This window comes from Klebsiella sp. PL-2018, assembly GCF_019048985.1.
GTDB classification, from domain to species: domain Bacteria; phylum Pseudomonadota; class Gammaproteobacteria; order Enterobacterales; family Enterobacteriaceae; genus Klebsiella; species Klebsiella michiganensis.
The window spans coordinates 87877-101542 of the sequence record NZ_CP077673.1; the positions used below are offsets into that span (position 1 = coordinate 87877).

Genomic DNA, 13666 nt, shown 5'->3' on the forward strand with positions numbered 1-13666 from the left:
TACGCTTAACTATCGGCCTGGTGTTTTAACCCGCCAGGCGATATCTCTCATCGCGCTGCCGGCCGCCGGGCTGATGCCGCCCAGCTGAAAGAAGCCGTGAATCACCCCGAGATAACGCTGACAGGTGCAGTCAACGCCCTGCTCAAGCAGGCGCTGATAAAGCGCTTCGCCTTCATCACGCAGAGGGTCGTATTCCGCAGTCAGAATATGCACCGGCGGTAAGCCGTGAAAGTCTTTACGCCACAGCGGGCTGGCTTCCGGATGGTGGAGCGCCGTCGCGGAAAGGTACATTTCATAGCCGCTGAGCAGGGTATCTTCGGTGATGATGTAATCTTTACCGTTATCGATATAGCTCTTCATGCTGGCGGTGGCGTCCAGCATCGGGTAAATCAAAACCAGCTGCGCGGGTTGCCAGGCCTGTGCTGTTTTGAGCCGCAGGGCGGTCACTAATACCAGGTGTCCCCCGGCGCTGTCGCCAGCCAGCGTAATACGGGAAGCGTCGATGCCTAACTGCTCCGCGCGGCGGTGAATAATCAGCGCGCCTCTCTCCGCATCGTCATGGGCGGCAGGGAAAGTATGCTCCGGCGCCAGCCGGTATTGCACGGCGATAACGCGGCAGCCGCTGTGGTATGCCAGCTGGCGGAGCTGATGGTCATGCGTGGCGAAACCGCCGCTGATAAAGCAGCCACCGTGGTAATAGATAATGGCAGGCAGTGCTCCGGAAGCGTTAAGGGGAGAGACAACGCGAAATGCCATGCCGTCGAGCTCGATATCTTCTACCTGAACGCGCTTTTCCTGTTCCCCAGCCAGTACCGTACTGGCGAGATAGCCGCGTCTCCGGTCATCAATATTCTGTTCGCGCGATGAGGGGCGGCCCGCATCGATAAATTCCCGCACCAGCTCTGCGATACCCTTTTCAAGCGCCATTTTTCATTCCCTTAAGCTGTTTGGATATACAGTGTTATAGCCTGATTGTGAGCAAAAGAAAACCGGGGATTTTCGTCGGGAAGTGATTCTGGAAAGCGGCTCGCAAAACCAAAGATTTTGCCGGCATACCGGGAGTGTTTACGCCATTATCAATGGTGAGCCGGGCAGCAGGCGCCGCCCGACATGATGCCTGCCGTTATTCCCCTTCGCCAGGGAACAGGAACGGGTTGATGGAGCTGCGGGCGAAGCCCTCTTGTTCCATCCGTGCGTCCAGTACCAGCGAGGCGAGGTCGTCGGCTACGGCCTCCACTTTTGGGTCTTTTTCCTGATAGAGAATCTTCAGGTAGGTACCGCAGTCGCCGCAGGTTTCGGCTTTAATCGCCGACTGCTCGTTATCCAGTGACCAGTAGTGCAGATCGCGCGTCTGTTCGCAGTTGCTGCACTTCACGCGCACCACGTGCCATTCGGTTTCGCACAGGTTGCAGTGCAGATAGCGCAGGCCCTGTGTGGTACCAATTTGCACCATGCTGGAGACCGGCATCGAGCCGCAAACCGGGCAGAACTGACGCTGTTCACCATATTCAGCGCGGGCCTTTCCGGGGATCAGGCTGGCCATCTGCGCCCAATAGAGCGAAAGCGCGGCCCAGATAAACGGCGCTTTATCGCTGCTGACAGAGGCAAAATCGGACGCAAACAGCGCGCTTGCCATCAGTTCCAGCTCCTGCTCGGAGGCTTTTTCCAGATTCTCGATGACCGCCAGCGCCGGGCCGCTCATCTCCGGCTTCAGTTCGGCAATCAGCGAATGCAGCAGCTTGTGCCAGTGCTTATCGCGCGGCAAAACGTGGATATCCAGCGGCGGTTTACCCTGGTCGTTCGCTTCTTTGATGCGCGCGGTGAGATCCATCTGCAGCGGATGGTCGTACAGCACCACTTCCTGCGCGTGGGCGATAAGCGCGGCAAAGCGCAGGTAATCACCCAGCGGGTTATTTTCAGCCAGTTCGCGCAGGCGTTCGGCGCGACGGTTATATAAATTTTTGAGCCGGGGAAACAACAACGGCGGGATCATATCCGTCGCGCGTTTCTCGCTCTTTTCCAGCTCATCTTGCGGGATGATACGAATGCTCATTCAGTCACTTCCTGGTTTCAGCAGATTCGGCGATGGTCGCGTCCGCTCTGCGATTTGGCGGGCATCATGCGCCCGCTCTGGTGATGTCATTAATGATAACCGCAATCGGCATACGGGATATAGCCACGACATCGCAATGTGTGCGCTACGATACCTGATATCGATACCCCCGACTATGCACCGTTAGGATTAGCTGCCCTGCGCCATGGCCTAAGCGAAACGGGAAACGTGCCGCTCCCGCCTGCAGCGCACTCTGGCTAACGTTGTCAAAACAGCGCGTTATCCGCAAAAAAATGGCGTCGATATACGACGCCATTTCAGAGACGAACAACGCGCTCGGGCCTACGACTGGCGCTTATCCTGCTTTTCGCGGACTTCACGATACCAGCGCGGGTGATGTTTCTTCGCCCAGGTCTTCGTGACCCAGCCTTCCACCATCGCGGTAATGGTACCCTTCACCCACAGCGCCGCGTAAATATGCACCATGATCACCACAATCAGCGCCACCGCAGAGAAGGAGTGCAGCATCAGCGCGAAGCGGATAACCGGGATGGAGAAGGCCGGCGCAAAGTACGGACGCCAGATGATCACGCCGCTCACCAGCAGCAGCACCAGGAAGATAATCGCCGCCCAGAACACGCATTTCTGGCCGAAGTTATAGCGCCCGGTGTCGCCCACTTCCTCGTTGACGACAATCTTGCGAATATTTTTCGCCCAGAAAATATCGTCCCGGTTGATCAGGTTGTGGTGCCAGTAGCGGAAGAACATGATGATGAACGAAGCAAACATAATCACGCCCACGAACGGGTGCAGAATACGCGCCAGCTGCGGGGTACCCATGATTTGCATCAGCCAGTTGAAGGACGGGAAGAAAAAGCCCAGCCCGCTCACCGCCGCCAGCACGAAGCAGAAGGCGGTGACCCAGTGGTTGATTCGCTCCGGCGCGGTGTAGCGCACGATGGTGTCACGTCTTTTCATTTGCGCACCTCGTCTTTCTCTTCATCCAGATTGTCCTCTTCCTCTTCCGCGCGGTTCGGACCGACGCCGACGTAGTGGAAGATGCTGGCGGCGAAGGTGGCCGCAAAGCCGACCGCCGCGAGAGGCTTCCAGATCCCTTTCCAGAACTTAACCGTGGCGCTGATTTCCGGGTTCTCCGGCAGGCCGTGGTACAGATTCGGCTTGTCGGCGTGGTGCAGCACGTACATCACGTGCGTGCCGCCAACGCCTGCCGGATCGTACAGGCCCGCGTTGTCGTAACCGCGGGTTTTCAGCTCGGCGACGCGCTCGCCCGCCAGCGTTTTCATATCCTCTTTGGAGCCAAAGTGGATAGCACCGGTCGGGCAGGTTTTCACGCATGCCGGCTCCTGGCCAACGTTAACGCGGTCCACGCACAGCGTACATTTGTAGACGCGGTTATCTTCCGGGTTCAGGCGCGGCACGTTGAACGGGCAGCCGGCGATGCAGTAGCCGCAGCCGATGCACTGCTCGGACTGGAAGTCGACGATGCCGTTGGCGTACTGAATGATTGCCCCTTCCGCCGGGCAGGCCTTCAGGCAGCCCGGGTCGGCGCAGTGCATACAGCCGTCCTTACGGATGAGCCACTCCAGTTTGTCGTTCTGCTCCACTTCCGAGAAGCGCATCACGGTCCAGGATTTGGCGGTCAGGTCGGCGGGGTTATCGTACACCCCGACGTTGTGACCGACTTCATCCCGGATGTCGTTCCACTCGGAACAGGCCACCTGGCAGGCTTTACAGCCGATACAGGTGGTGACGTCGATAAGCTTCGCCACCTCTTCCTGATGGTCCCGCGCGCGGGGCGCGGGGGTGAAGCCGTTAGTCGCGGAACGACGGATAATGTCTTGCGATTGATAAGCCATAATTCGTCTCCGTTACGCCTTTTCCACGTTCACGAGGAAAGCCTTGAACTCCGGCGTCTGCGTGTTCGCATCACCAACAAACGGCGTCAGGATATTGGCGATAAACCCTTTCTTCGCCACGCCTTCGTAGCCCCAGTGAATCGGAATACCGATAGTATCGATATCCTTACCGTCCGCTTTCAGCGTGCGAATACGCTTGGTCACCACCGCCTTGGCTTTGATATAGCCGCGGTTAGAGGAGACCTTCACGGTATCGCCATGGGCGATGCCGAGCTTGTTCGCCAGCTTCTCGCCGATCTCCACGAACTGTTCCGGCTGCGCGATAGCGTTAAGCAGCGCGTGCTTGGTCCAGTAGTGGAAGTGCTCGGTCAGGCGGTAAGTAGTACCGACGTAAGGGAATTTTTCCGCTTTGCCCATCTGCTCAAGGTCGCCTTTAAAGACGCGAGCGGCCGGGTTAGAGACCACGTTCGGGTGCAGCGGGTTGGTGCCCAGCGGCGTTTCAAACGGCTCGTAGTGTTCCGGGAACGGCCCTTCCGCCATCTTATCGATAGCGAACAGACGCCCCATCCCTTCCGGCTGCATGATAAACGGCCCGACATCGCTGTCCGGCGCCGCGGCGCTGTAGTCTGGAATATCCACGCCGCCCCACTTCGCGCCGTCCCATTTCAGGAGCTGGCGCTTCGGATCCCACGGTTTACCCTGCGGGTCCGCGGAGGCGCGGTTATACAGAATGCGGCGGTTAAGCGGCCACGCCCATGCCCAGCCCAGCGTATTGCCGAGGCCCGATGGATCGGCGTTATCGCGACGCGCCATCTGGTTGCCGTCAGGCGTCCAGCTACCGGCGAAGATCCAGCAGCCGCTGGAAGTCGTGCCGTCGTCACGCAGCTGCGCAAATGAGCTGAGCTGCTGGCCTTTCTTGACGATCACCGCCCCGGTTGCCGGGTCGGTAATGTCTGCCAGCGCCTTGCCGTTGCTCTCCATCGCTACTTCTTCCGACGCTGGTTCATGCGGCGTGGCGTAGTTCCACGTCATGTTCAGCACCGGTTCCGGCGCCGGTCCGCCCTGTTCGGCGTACATCTTGCGCAGGCGTAAGAAGATACCGGCGAGGATCTCACCGTCGGTGGTCGCAATCCCCGGGGCGTCCGCGCCTTTCCAGTGCCACTGCAGCCAGCGGCCGGAGTTAACGATAGAACCGTTCTCTTCGGCGAAGCAGGTGGACGGCAGGCGGAACACTTCGGTCTGGATTTTCGCCGGATCGACGTCGTTCGACTCCCCGTGGTTTTGCCAGAAGGTGGAGGTTTCGGTGTTGAGCGGGTCGATGGTCACCAGGAACTTAAGCTTCGACAGCGACGCGACAACCTTGTTTTTGTTCGGGAACGACGCTACCGGGTTGAAGCCCTGGCAGATATAGCCGTTCACTTTGCCCTGGTTCATCATCTCGAAATATTGCAGGACGTCGTAGCCCTTATCCCACTTCGGTAGCCAGTCAAAGCCCCAGCTGTTTTCCGCCGTGGCTTTATCGCCAAAGAAGGCCTTCATCATGGAGACGAAGAATTTCGGGTAATTACCCCAGTAGTTCACCTGGTCCTTCAACAGCGGTTTCGGCGTGTTGGCGGCGAGGTAGGTTTGCAGGTCAGTCTGTTTCTCGCTCGGCAGCGTCATATAGCCAGGCAGGCTCTGCGAAAGCAGTCCCAGGTCGGTAAGACCCTGAATATTGGAGTGGCCGCGCAGGGCGTTTACGCCGCCGCCCGCCATGCCCATATTGCCGAGCAGCAGCTGGATCATCGCCATGGTACGGATGTTCTGCGCGCCGATGGAGTGCTGCGTCCAGCCCAGCGCGTACAGGAACGAGGCGGTTTTATCGTGCGCGCTGGTTTCCGCGATGTACTCGCAGACTTTGAGGAAGTCGGCTTTTGGCGTTCCGCAGATGTTTTCGACAACTTCTGGCGTATAGCGGGAAACGTGCTGCTTCAGCAGGTTCCAGACGCAGCGCGGATGCTGCAGCGTGGTATCGCGTTTGGCAAAGCCGTTTTCATCCAGCTCATAGTTCCAGGACGTTTTATCGTACTTGCGGGCTTCGGCGTCGTAGCCGCTGAACAGACCGTCTTCAAAGCTGTAATCCTCACGCACGATCAGGCTGGCGTTGGTGTAAGCCTCGGTATATTCACGGTTAATTTTTTCGTTGTTCAACAGGTACAGGATGACGCCTGACAGGAAGGTAATGTCAGTACCGGAACGAATTGGGGTATAGAAATCAGCTACCGCCGCGGTACGCGTAAAGCGCGGATCGATCACAATCAGCTTCGCGCCGTTGCGAATCTTGGCTTCCATCGCCCAGCGGAATCCAACCGGGTGAGCTTCAGCGGCGTTGCCGCCCATCACCACGACGAGATTGGCGTTCTTGATGTCGACCCAGTGGTTGGTCATCGCACCGCGACCAAATGTTGGAGCAAGACTTGCTACCGTTGGTCCGTGTCAGACGCGCGCCTGGTTGTCGACCGCGAGCATACCGAGCGCGCGGGTAAATTTCTGGGTTAAATAACCGGTTTCGTTACTGGAGGCGGAGGCGCACAGCATACCGGTGGTCAGCCAGCGGTTGACGGTGGTGCCTTCGCTATTCTGCGCGACAAAGTTGGCGTCGCGGTCCTCTTTCATCAGCTTAGCGATGCGATCGAACGCTTCATCCCAGCTGATTTTCTGCCATTTATCAGAGCCTGGCGCACGGTATTCCGGAAATTTCAGGCGACTTTCGGAATGGATAAAGTCCACCAGACCGGCCCCTTTAGGGCAGAGCGCGCCACGGTTGACCGGATGGTCCGGGTCACCTTCGATATGGAAGATAGACGCTTTGGCATTTTTTGCGCCGTCGCCGAGGCTGTACATTAACAGCCCGCAGCCAACGGAACAGTAAGTGCAGGTGTTACGGGTTTCGCGGGTGCGCAGCAGCTTGTACTGCCGTGTTTCCGCGAGTGCTAAACCGGGCGCAAAGCCCAGCGCCGCTGCCGTGGTTCCTGCCATACCGCCAGCGCAGATCTTAAAGAACTGCCTTCTGCTGACCTGCATGGTTCGCTCCTTGTTTCGACATTGTCACGTATAGTTATTTGCTTTGCGGTAAGGGCCGCAAAGGTTCAGAATTGGGGGTAATTTCCCTCGTTCCCGAAGGGATATAAACAGAATACCACATTGTGTGTATGCCTGTTCCAATACGGTTAAGACAAAGTGAACAAGAAGCCTCTTGAACAAATCGAAAATGTGACAGATATCACAGGTTATCGCCAGGTGTCGCTCTGGAAGCGCCAAAATTTGCAACATCCTCAGCCAGACGAGTTAGCTGAAGAGGTACCCGTTGCGCTGGTTTATAACGGCATCTCGCACGTGGTGATGATGGCGACGCCGAAAGACCTGGCGCAGTTCGCCGTCGGCTTTTCCTTATCCGAAGGGATTATCGAAAACCGGGGCGAGATTTATGGTATGGACGTCGTTCAGGCCTGTAACGGCCTGGAAGTGCAAATCGAACTCTCCAGCCGCCGCTTTATGGGGCTGAAAGAGCGCCGTCGCGCGCTGGCCGGACGCACCGGATGCGGAGTATGCGGCGTTGAGCAGCTCAACGATATCGGGAAGCCCGTGCAGCCGCTGCCCTTTACCCAGACGTTCGATCTGGCGAATCTCGATCGCGCGCTGGCTCACCTGCATGATTTTCAGCCGATAGGCCGCCTTACCGGCTGTACTCACGCCGCGGCCTGGGTAAGTCCTTCCGGCGAGCTCGCGGGCGGCCATGAAGACGTGGGTCGCCACGTGGCGCTGGACAAGCTCCTGGGACACCGCGCGGAATCAGAAGGCGCCTGGCAGAACGGCGCGGCGCTGGTCTCCAGCCGCGCCAGCTATGAAATGGTGCAGAAGGCGGCCATGTGCGGGGTGGAAATCCTCTTTGCGGTCTCTGCCGCGACCACGCTGGCGGTTGACGTCGCCGAGCGCTGCAACCTGACGCTGGTGGGATTCTGCAAGCCGGGCAGGGCTACCGTTTACACGCATCCGCAGCGGTTAATTGCGGGTTAAATTTAAGTCAGTTTTTTTGAATGATGACAACAAATCCTTCCGCTTTTTGTTTGGCGATGTGAGGGCTACTATTTATCACATCAAGGCACGGCGCCTTATTCAAACAACTAACGTAAAGGGTTTATATCATGAAAAGCATCAAAAATTTTGTCGCAGTTATCGCTCTGGCCGCTTCTTTTGGTTCTTTCGCTGCGGAAACCGTGACCGCGACCGCCGCAACGATGGACGGTGCGGAAGCGAAAATCGCCGCTCAGGCCCAGGCCGCTGGCGCTTCGTCTTACAAAATTACCGAAGCGTTTACCGGTAACCGCGTGCACATGACTGCGGAACTGAATAAATAAGCGTAAAGCTACTGTCGAAAGAGCGCCCTGGGGGCGCTTTTTTTGTGTCTGAGATTTATTCCCAGGGGGCTTAACGCAGGTGCCTTTGCCGTGAGGGGCGGCGATATCAGAATCAAAACAGGCTGAATGCAGCTTTACGTGTTGGTCCCTGCAAGAAGGCAGACAACAGATGAGAAAGCCGTGAACCTTCCTGACGCAAAAAAATGCGCTATTTATCACATTTCTGTCTTTTCATCATCGCTGGGTTTATGGGAGAAAACAGGCAGCCCACCCGCGCAATTATCGCTTCAAGCAACTTAATGATCTTAAAGCAAATAAAAAGATAATTGTTAAGGCGATCTCATTTTATAAAAGAGATATGCATCACAAAAAATGAGTAAATAAACCCACTGTCAATATTAGGCTCGGAGGAATTTATCAGCATATTGTGATCTCTATTGCAAATAACGGTCTTGAACTCAGGGAAAAATGTGGGCAAGCAAAGCAACGGAGACAGGCAATGAAAATTGGCATGGTTATTAGCGGCGGCGATGTTTCTGGAATTAATAATTTTATATTCCAGATAGCCAGACTGGCGAGTGCCGATATCACCCTTTTTAATGGCGGAATACCCGGACTGCTGGATAAAAATCATCACGAAGTCGCCTGGCGCGATCTGGTTGATTTCTCCATTGCCTCTATTCCGATCATCACCTCCGGGCGAACCAGCCGCAGGCTGCTGCGCAGTGAATATGAAACCATAGCCAAAAAAATTAAATCACTGCGCATTGATGTGCTGATTATGGCCGGCGGCGACGGCAGCCTGCAGTTTCTCAATACGCTGAGCGAATTTGATATTAACTGCTTTGGCGTCGGGATGACTATCGATAATGATGTGTACGGCAGCGATTATACCATTGGTTTTTCCACCGCCTGCGAGCAGATTATTAAGGAAGTTTCCCGGTTAAGAAATACCGGAAGAGCATTACCGGGCCGCGTCTTTATGGTCGAAATATTAGGAGGCTATTGTGGAGAGTTAACGCTGCAATCCGCGATTAAATCGAATGCTGATATCGCCCTGATTCCGGAATCGCAGATGCCGTTAGAAACGCTGGCCGAGCGGGTGAAGCATAAGCTGACACAGCAGAACAGCGTGGTGATCCTGTGCTCTGAAGGCTACACCAGGGAGTATTCCCCCGGCTTTCAGGGGGCCATTGATACCATGATTAAGCAGCTTGAACCGCAAATTGGCGTGCGTATTCGTAAAACCATCGTAGGCTACGGTTTGCGCAATGGCGATCCGACCTGCGAAGAAATTTACCAGGGCACGATTATGGCCAGTGAAGTGGTTCGCTGTATTCAGTCAGGGATGAAAAATAAAGCCATCATAATTAATTCAAGCAACAAACCTATTCCGATTGATTTAGTTAGTATGAAAAAACGTCTGGTCGACACTGAAGGACATCATTATAAACTTGCCAAACAACTCAATATTATTTGAGGAGACCCTACATGCTGAAAATTCTATGCGTATGTGGCTGCGGCCTCGGTTCAAGCTTTGCCATTGAAATGACGGCGAAGGCAGTTTTAAAGAAGCTGGAGATTCCCGCACAGATTGAACATACCACTATTTCCGAAGCCGGGGCGTTTAAATCAGATATGATTCTGACGCAAAAAACCTTCGCCGATATATTAACGGCGGATGCCAGTGCGGAAGAAATTAAACGCGTGGTGGTACTGCATAAGCTCACCGATAAAGATGAAATTGAAGCTAAGATCGTCGCATTCTTAAAAGAGCGTAACCTGAAGGTAGCGGACTATGAATAGCTTTGTAGAGTTTATCGTTAAAGATTTACTCGGCCAGGCTTCAATATTAATTGCATTTATTGCGATGCTGGGCCTGATTCTGCAAAAAAAATCAGCGGGCAAAACGGCGGAGGGGACGTTTAAAACGCTGCTCGGTTTCTTAATTATGATGGCCGGCATCAACATTATTGTCGCCACGCTAACGTTCCTTAACGATATCTTCACGCAGGGATTCGGCATGAAAGGCTACATTACCGATGTCGCCGCCATCGCCGGATTAGCCAACCGTGAATTAGGTTCCGAAGTCGCGCTGACCCTGATGGTGATTTTTGCCGTCAACATCATTATCGCCCGCCTGACGCCGCTGAAATATATCTTTCTGACCGGCCAGGCGCTGCTGTGGATGGCAACCATCGGCGCGGTGATTGGCTATAAAGCCGGGCTGACCGGACTGCCGCTGATTTTAACCGGCGGTATTTTCGGCGGCGTGATGGCGGTACTGATGCCCGCCCTGGCGCAGCCGGTCGTCAGGCGCATCACCGGTTCCGATGACGTGGCGCTGGGGCATTTCTGCACTATCGGCTATCTGGTGCAGGCGGCGGTGGCTAAAGTGGTGGGTAAAGGTTCCCGCTCAACGGAAGATCTTGAATTACCGGATAACTTTAAGTTCCTCCAGGACACCTATCTCGCGATGGCGGTGGTGATGGTGCCGATGTATCTCATTCCCGCGATTGCGGCGGGCCCGGAATATATCGCTCAGTTCTCCAACGGCATTAACTACCTGATGTACGCCTTTATGCAGTCCATTCAGTTTGTGGCGGGGGTATTCGTTCTTTACAGCGGCGTGCGCCTGTTGCTCAACGAGCTGGTGCCGGCATTTCGCGGGATTGCGATGCGCATTGTCCCGGACGCTAAGCCTGCGCTCGATTGCCCGGTGCTGTTCCCGTATGCGCCCAATGCGGTGATCGTCGGCTTCCTGGCGACGACCGTCGGCTCCATCATCGGCATGCTGGTGTTCCCGATGTTTGGCCTGGCGATGATCCTGCCCGGTCTGTTAACCAACTTTTTTGCCGGCGGTACGGCGGGCGTCTTCGGTAACGCGCTGGGCGGCCGCCGCGGGGCGATGATTGGCGGCGTCATTCACGGCCTGTTTATCACCTTCCTGCCCGCCATTTTGGTACCGATGCTGGAAAGCTACGGTTTTACCGGCGTCACCTTCAGCGATTCGGACGTTATTAGTTCCGGTCTGGTATTAGGCCACGCCTTCCAGAACAACTGGCTCTTTGTCGCCTTGTTCATTGTTTTTGTTGCCGCACTGGCATGGTTCGTAAACGGTAAATCAGCGAAGCCGAAAGGGGAAAATGTTCATGAGTCTGTATAACTTCAACGCTATTCTGAAAATTGCGCAGGAAAGAGATTTTAAAGCCATTGGCTCATTTAATTTGCACTGTATTGAAATGCTGCCCGCCTTTTTTAAAGCGGCGCAACAAAGCGATAGCCCATTAATGATTCAAATCTCTACCGGGACGGCGGAATATCTCGGCTATCGTTTACTGGTGGATGCGGTTCGTTCATTAGCGGAAAGTGAAAACGTGCCGACCTGCCTGCACCTGGATCACTGCTCTGATATCAGCGCCATTGAAACGGCCATGGATGCCGGATTTTCATCGGTGATGTACGACGGCTCCCATCTGGATCTGGAAGAGAATATTGGCAATACCCGCATCGTGGTGGAAATGGCGCGCCCGCGGAATATCACGGTAGAAGGCGAGCTGGGGGCGATCGGCGGATCGGAAGATGGCAAAGCCGTGGCCGCGGAGGATATCTGCTTCACCATGGTGGAGGACGCCAAACGCTTTGTGGAGGAGACGCAGGTGGATATGCTGGCGGTCTCCGTGGGCACGGTGCACGGCCTGTATACCGGTAAGGCGCAAATTCAGCACCAGCGGCTGAAAGAGATTAGCGCCGCGACCGGCGTGCCGTTAGTGCTGCACGGCGGCACCGGCGTCAGCGATGAAGATATGCGCCTGGCAGTCACTGAAGGTATCAACAAGGTGAACGTCGGTACTGAAATGAATGTGCAATGGGTCGATCAATGTAAAAGCACGTTTGAAAAAGGCAAAGTGAACGACAGCGTGCGCAAATTTTTAATTCCGGCGAATAACGCGGTCACCCATGTATTAATGGAAAAAATCGCTCTGTTTAAATAAACGCATATTTTTAAACCGTATTCCGTTGCCCTGCTGTCCGTCGGGGAGGAGCTCGCTATGTTTGAATCTTTGAAAACGCTGTGGAAAAAAGAGAATCAACCCCCGCAGGATTATGACGAACAGTCTCGCCAGCTGGCGGGGGAAATTGCCAGGCTGGAAGGCGAGTTACGGGGCAATCCGGCTAATGGCGAAGTGCAGAAAGCATTAATGCTGATATATAACCGGGCGCTGTCGGTCTATGCCAAAAGTCATACGCATCGCGAGGAAATCGATGCGCTTTTTATGCGCATTGATGAGTTACGTAACATTATTCGCCATAATATATAGGAAGTGATAATGACGATAAAAGAACTGCTGATTGAGGCCGATGCGATTCAGGTCGGCGTCACGGAGTCCGACTGGCAGAAGGTGATCCAGCTGGCGGCCAGCCCGCTGGTTGCAAAAGGCTATATCTCGGCAGATTACGGCCAGGCGGTGATCGATAATACCCTGCATCATGGCGCCTATTACGTGTTTGATGAAGGTGTCGCCATCCCTCACGCCAGGCCGGAATGTGGCGTCAAACGCAACTGCTTCAGCCTTGTGGTGTTGAATAAGCCGATTCAATTTGCCGATAGCGAGAAGGCGGATATCGTCATTATGTTCGGCGCGCAGGACAGCAATGCTCATATTGAAGAGGGGATTCGGGCGATTGTCGCTCTGCTTGATAATAACGAGACCATGGCGAAGCTGCGGGCCGCCAGCAGCAGAGAGGAGGTCGTCGCGTTGTTATGAACAGACATCTCACACCCGGCTGCAAAACGGTGATTTTAATTAACGGTATTCCCGCATCGGGTAAAAGCACCGTCACCCGGCAGCTATCGGCAGCGTTTAATCTGCCGCAGCTGACCATCGACGGTATTAAAGAGCCGTTTATGGCGTGCTTTACCGGGATCGACCGGACCTTCAACCGGCAGCTGGGCTGCGCCGCGTATGAAGTCATCTGGTCGATCGTCGGCCAGTCGCCGGCAGGCTGTATCTGGCTTATTGACGCCTGGTTTGGCTTTCAACCGCGCGACACGCTACAGCAGCTGCTGCAACACGCGGGCGTTGAGAAAGTGCTGGAGGTCTGGAACCACATCTCGCCTGAGCTTGCGGTGTCGCGCTATGCCAGCCGGTTGCAGGATCGTAAGCCGGGGCACCCGGGCGAGGAGTATCTTCCGGAACTGGCGCAGCTGGCGCAGCAGGCGGAACCGATGCGGCTGGGGCCGGTGTTCACCGTGGATCAGCACAAGCCGCTGGATATGGCGTCCGCTACCCGTTGGATCGAAGCACAAATAGCGTAAGCCCTTAAGGGCAGCTGCC

The 13666-nt window shown here is 55.3% G+C and carries 14 protein-coding genes; 9 read left to right on the top strand and 5 right to left on the bottom strand.

What is annotated here, in order from left to right; genetic code table 11:
* Positions 1–9: 9 nt before the first annotated feature.
* The 5 genes from MKleb_RS00395 to fdnG form a co-directional block, all read right to left on the bottom strand.
* Complete coding sequence (locus MKleb_RS00395) at positions 10–927, bottom strand: alpha/beta hydrolase (RefSeq protein WP_046877900.1); 918 nt, start codon at positions 925–927, stop codon at positions 10–12.
* 196 nt (positions 928–1123) lie between these two features.
* Positions 1124–2053, bottom strand: coding sequence for a formate dehydrogenase accessory protein FdhE (gene fdhE / locus MKleb_RS00400; RefSeq protein WP_004132861.1), 930 nt, complete (start codon positions 2051–2053; stop codon positions 1124–1126).
* Positions 2054–2395: 342 nt separating this feature from the next.
* Positions 2396–3031: a formate dehydrogenase cytochrome b556 subunit gene (gene fdoI, locus MKleb_RS00405; RefSeq protein ID WP_004107380.1), complete on the bottom strand. Its 636-nt coding sequence runs from the start codon at positions 3029–3031 to the stop codon at positions 2396–2398.
* The gene (gene fdxH, locus MKleb_RS00410; RefSeq protein ID WP_014227375.1) at positions 3028–3930 is read right to left on the bottom strand and encodes a formate dehydrogenase subunit beta; all 903 of its coding nucleotides are present in this window, start codon (positions 3928–3930) and stop codon (positions 3028–3030) included. The genes fdoI and fdxH overlap by 4 nt, the downstream gene beginning before the upstream one ends.
* Positions 3931–3942: 12 nt before the next feature.
* Positions 3943–6993, bottom strand: a complete 3051-nt coding sequence (gene fdnG, locus MKleb_RS00415; RefSeq protein WP_108703559.1) for a formate dehydrogenase-N subunit alpha — start codon at positions 6991–6993, stop codon at positions 3943–3945.
* Positions 6994–7149: 156 nt separating this feature from the next.
* Between fdnG and fdhD the strand changes: the two genes are divergently transcribed.
* The 9 genes from fdhD to MKleb_RS00460 all read left to right on the top strand — a co-directional run bounded on the left by fdhD (position 7150) and on the right by MKleb_RS00460 (position 13647).
* The gene (gene fdhD / locus MKleb_RS00420) at positions 7150–7986 is read left to right on the top strand and encodes a formate dehydrogenase accessory sulfurtransferase FdhD (protein ID WP_025106528.1); all 837 of its coding nucleotides are present in this window, start codon (positions 7150–7152) and stop codon (positions 7984–7986) included.
* 128 nt (positions 7987–8114) lie between these two features.
* Positions 8115–8327, top strand: coding sequence for a YdgH/BhsA/McbA-like domain containing protein (locus MKleb_RS00425; RefSeq protein WP_009653655.1), 213 nt, complete (start codon positions 8115–8117; stop codon positions 8325–8327).
* 499 nt (positions 8328–8826) lie between these two features.
* Positions 8827–9807 carry a 6-phosphofructokinase gene (locus tag MKleb_RS00430; RefSeq protein WP_004855882.1) on the top strand — a complete coding sequence of 327 codons (981 nt, stop codon included), beginning with the start codon at positions 8827–8829 and terminating at the stop codon, positions 9805–9807.
* Positions 9808–9818: 11 nt separating this feature from the next.
* Complete coding sequence (locus MKleb_RS00435; RefSeq protein WP_004855885.1) at positions 9819–10133, top strand: PTS sugar transporter subunit IIB; 315 nt, start codon at positions 9819–9821, stop codon at positions 10131–10133.
* The gene (locus tag MKleb_RS00440) at positions 10126–11493 is read left to right on the top strand and encodes a PTS sugar transporter subunit IIC (protein WP_004855887.1); all 1368 of its coding nucleotides are present in this window, start codon (positions 10126–10128) and stop codon (positions 11491–11493) included. Before MKleb_RS00435 ends, MKleb_RS00440 begins: the two co-directional genes overlap by 8 nt.
* Complete coding sequence (locus MKleb_RS00445) at positions 11480–12322, top strand: class II fructose-bisphosphate aldolase (RefSeq protein WP_025106529.1); 843 nt, start codon at positions 11480–11482, stop codon at positions 12320–12322. Before MKleb_RS00440 ends, MKleb_RS00445 begins: the two co-directional genes overlap by 14 nt.
* A gap of 57 nt (positions 12323–12379) precedes the next feature.
* A complete protein-coding gene (locus MKleb_RS00450) occupies positions 12380–12649 on the top strand; it encodes a hypothetical protein (protein WP_014227380.1) in 270 nt (89 codons plus the stop codon).
* A 9-nt stretch (positions 12650–12658) separates the two neighbouring features.
* The gene (locus MKleb_RS00455; RefSeq protein ID WP_014227381.1) at positions 12659–13096 is read left to right on the top strand and encodes a PTS sugar transporter subunit IIA; all 438 of its coding nucleotides are present in this window, start codon (positions 12659–12661) and stop codon (positions 13094–13096) included.
* Positions 13093–13647: a P-loop nucleotide/nucleoside kinase family protein gene (locus MKleb_RS00460; RefSeq protein WP_025106530.1), complete on the top strand. Its 555-nt coding sequence runs from the start codon at positions 13093–13095 to the stop codon at positions 13645–13647. Before MKleb_RS00455 ends, MKleb_RS00460 begins: the two co-directional genes overlap by 4 nt.
* The last annotated feature ends 19 nt before the right edge of the window (positions 13648–13666 follow it).

Coding starts and splice junctions, on each gene's coding strand:
- MKleb_RS00455 (WP_014227381.1), top strand. CDS start 12,659: ATGACGATAAAAGAACTGCTGATTGAGGCCGATGCGATTCAGGTCGGC.
- MKleb_RS00435 (WP_004855885.1), top strand. CDS start 9,819: ATGCTGAAAATTCTATGCGTATGTGGCTGCGGCCTCGGTTCAAGCTTT.
- MKleb_RS00430 (WP_004855882.1), top strand. CDS start 8,827: ATGAAAATTGGCATGGTTATTAGCGGCGGCGATGTTTCTGGAATTAAT.
- MKleb_RS00440 (WP_004855887.1), top strand. CDS start 10,126: ATGAATAGCTTTGTAGAGTTTATCGTTAAAGATTTACTCGGCCAGGCT.
- fdxH (WP_014227375.1), bottom strand. CDS start 3,930: ATGGCTTATCAATCGCAAGACATTATCCGTCGTTCCGCGACTAACGGC.
- MKleb_RS00450 (WP_014227380.1), top strand. CDS start 12,380: ATGTTTGAATCTTTGAAAACGCTGTGGAAAAAAGAGAATCAACCCCCG.
- fdoI (WP_004107380.1), bottom strand. CDS start 3,031: ATGAAAAGACGTGACACCATCGTGCGCTACACCGCGCCGGAGCGAATC.
- MKleb_RS00395 (WP_046877900.1), bottom strand. CDS start 927: ATGGCGCTTGAAAAGGGTATCGCAGAGCTGGTGCGGGAATTTATCGAT.
- MKleb_RS00445 (WP_025106529.1), top strand. CDS start 11,480: ATGAGTCTGTATAACTTCAACGCTATTCTGAAAATTGCGCAGGAAAGA.
- fdhE (WP_004132861.1), bottom strand. CDS start 2,053: ATGAGCATTCGTATCATCCCGCAAGATGAGCTGGAAAAGAGCGAGAAA.
- MKleb_RS00460 (WP_025106530.1), top strand. CDS start 13,093: ATGAACAGACATCTCACACCCGGCTGCAAAACGGTGATTTTAATTAAC.
- MKleb_RS00425 (WP_009653655.1), top strand. CDS start 8,115: ATGAAAAGCATCAAAAATTTTGTCGCAGTTATCGCTCTGGCCGCTTCT.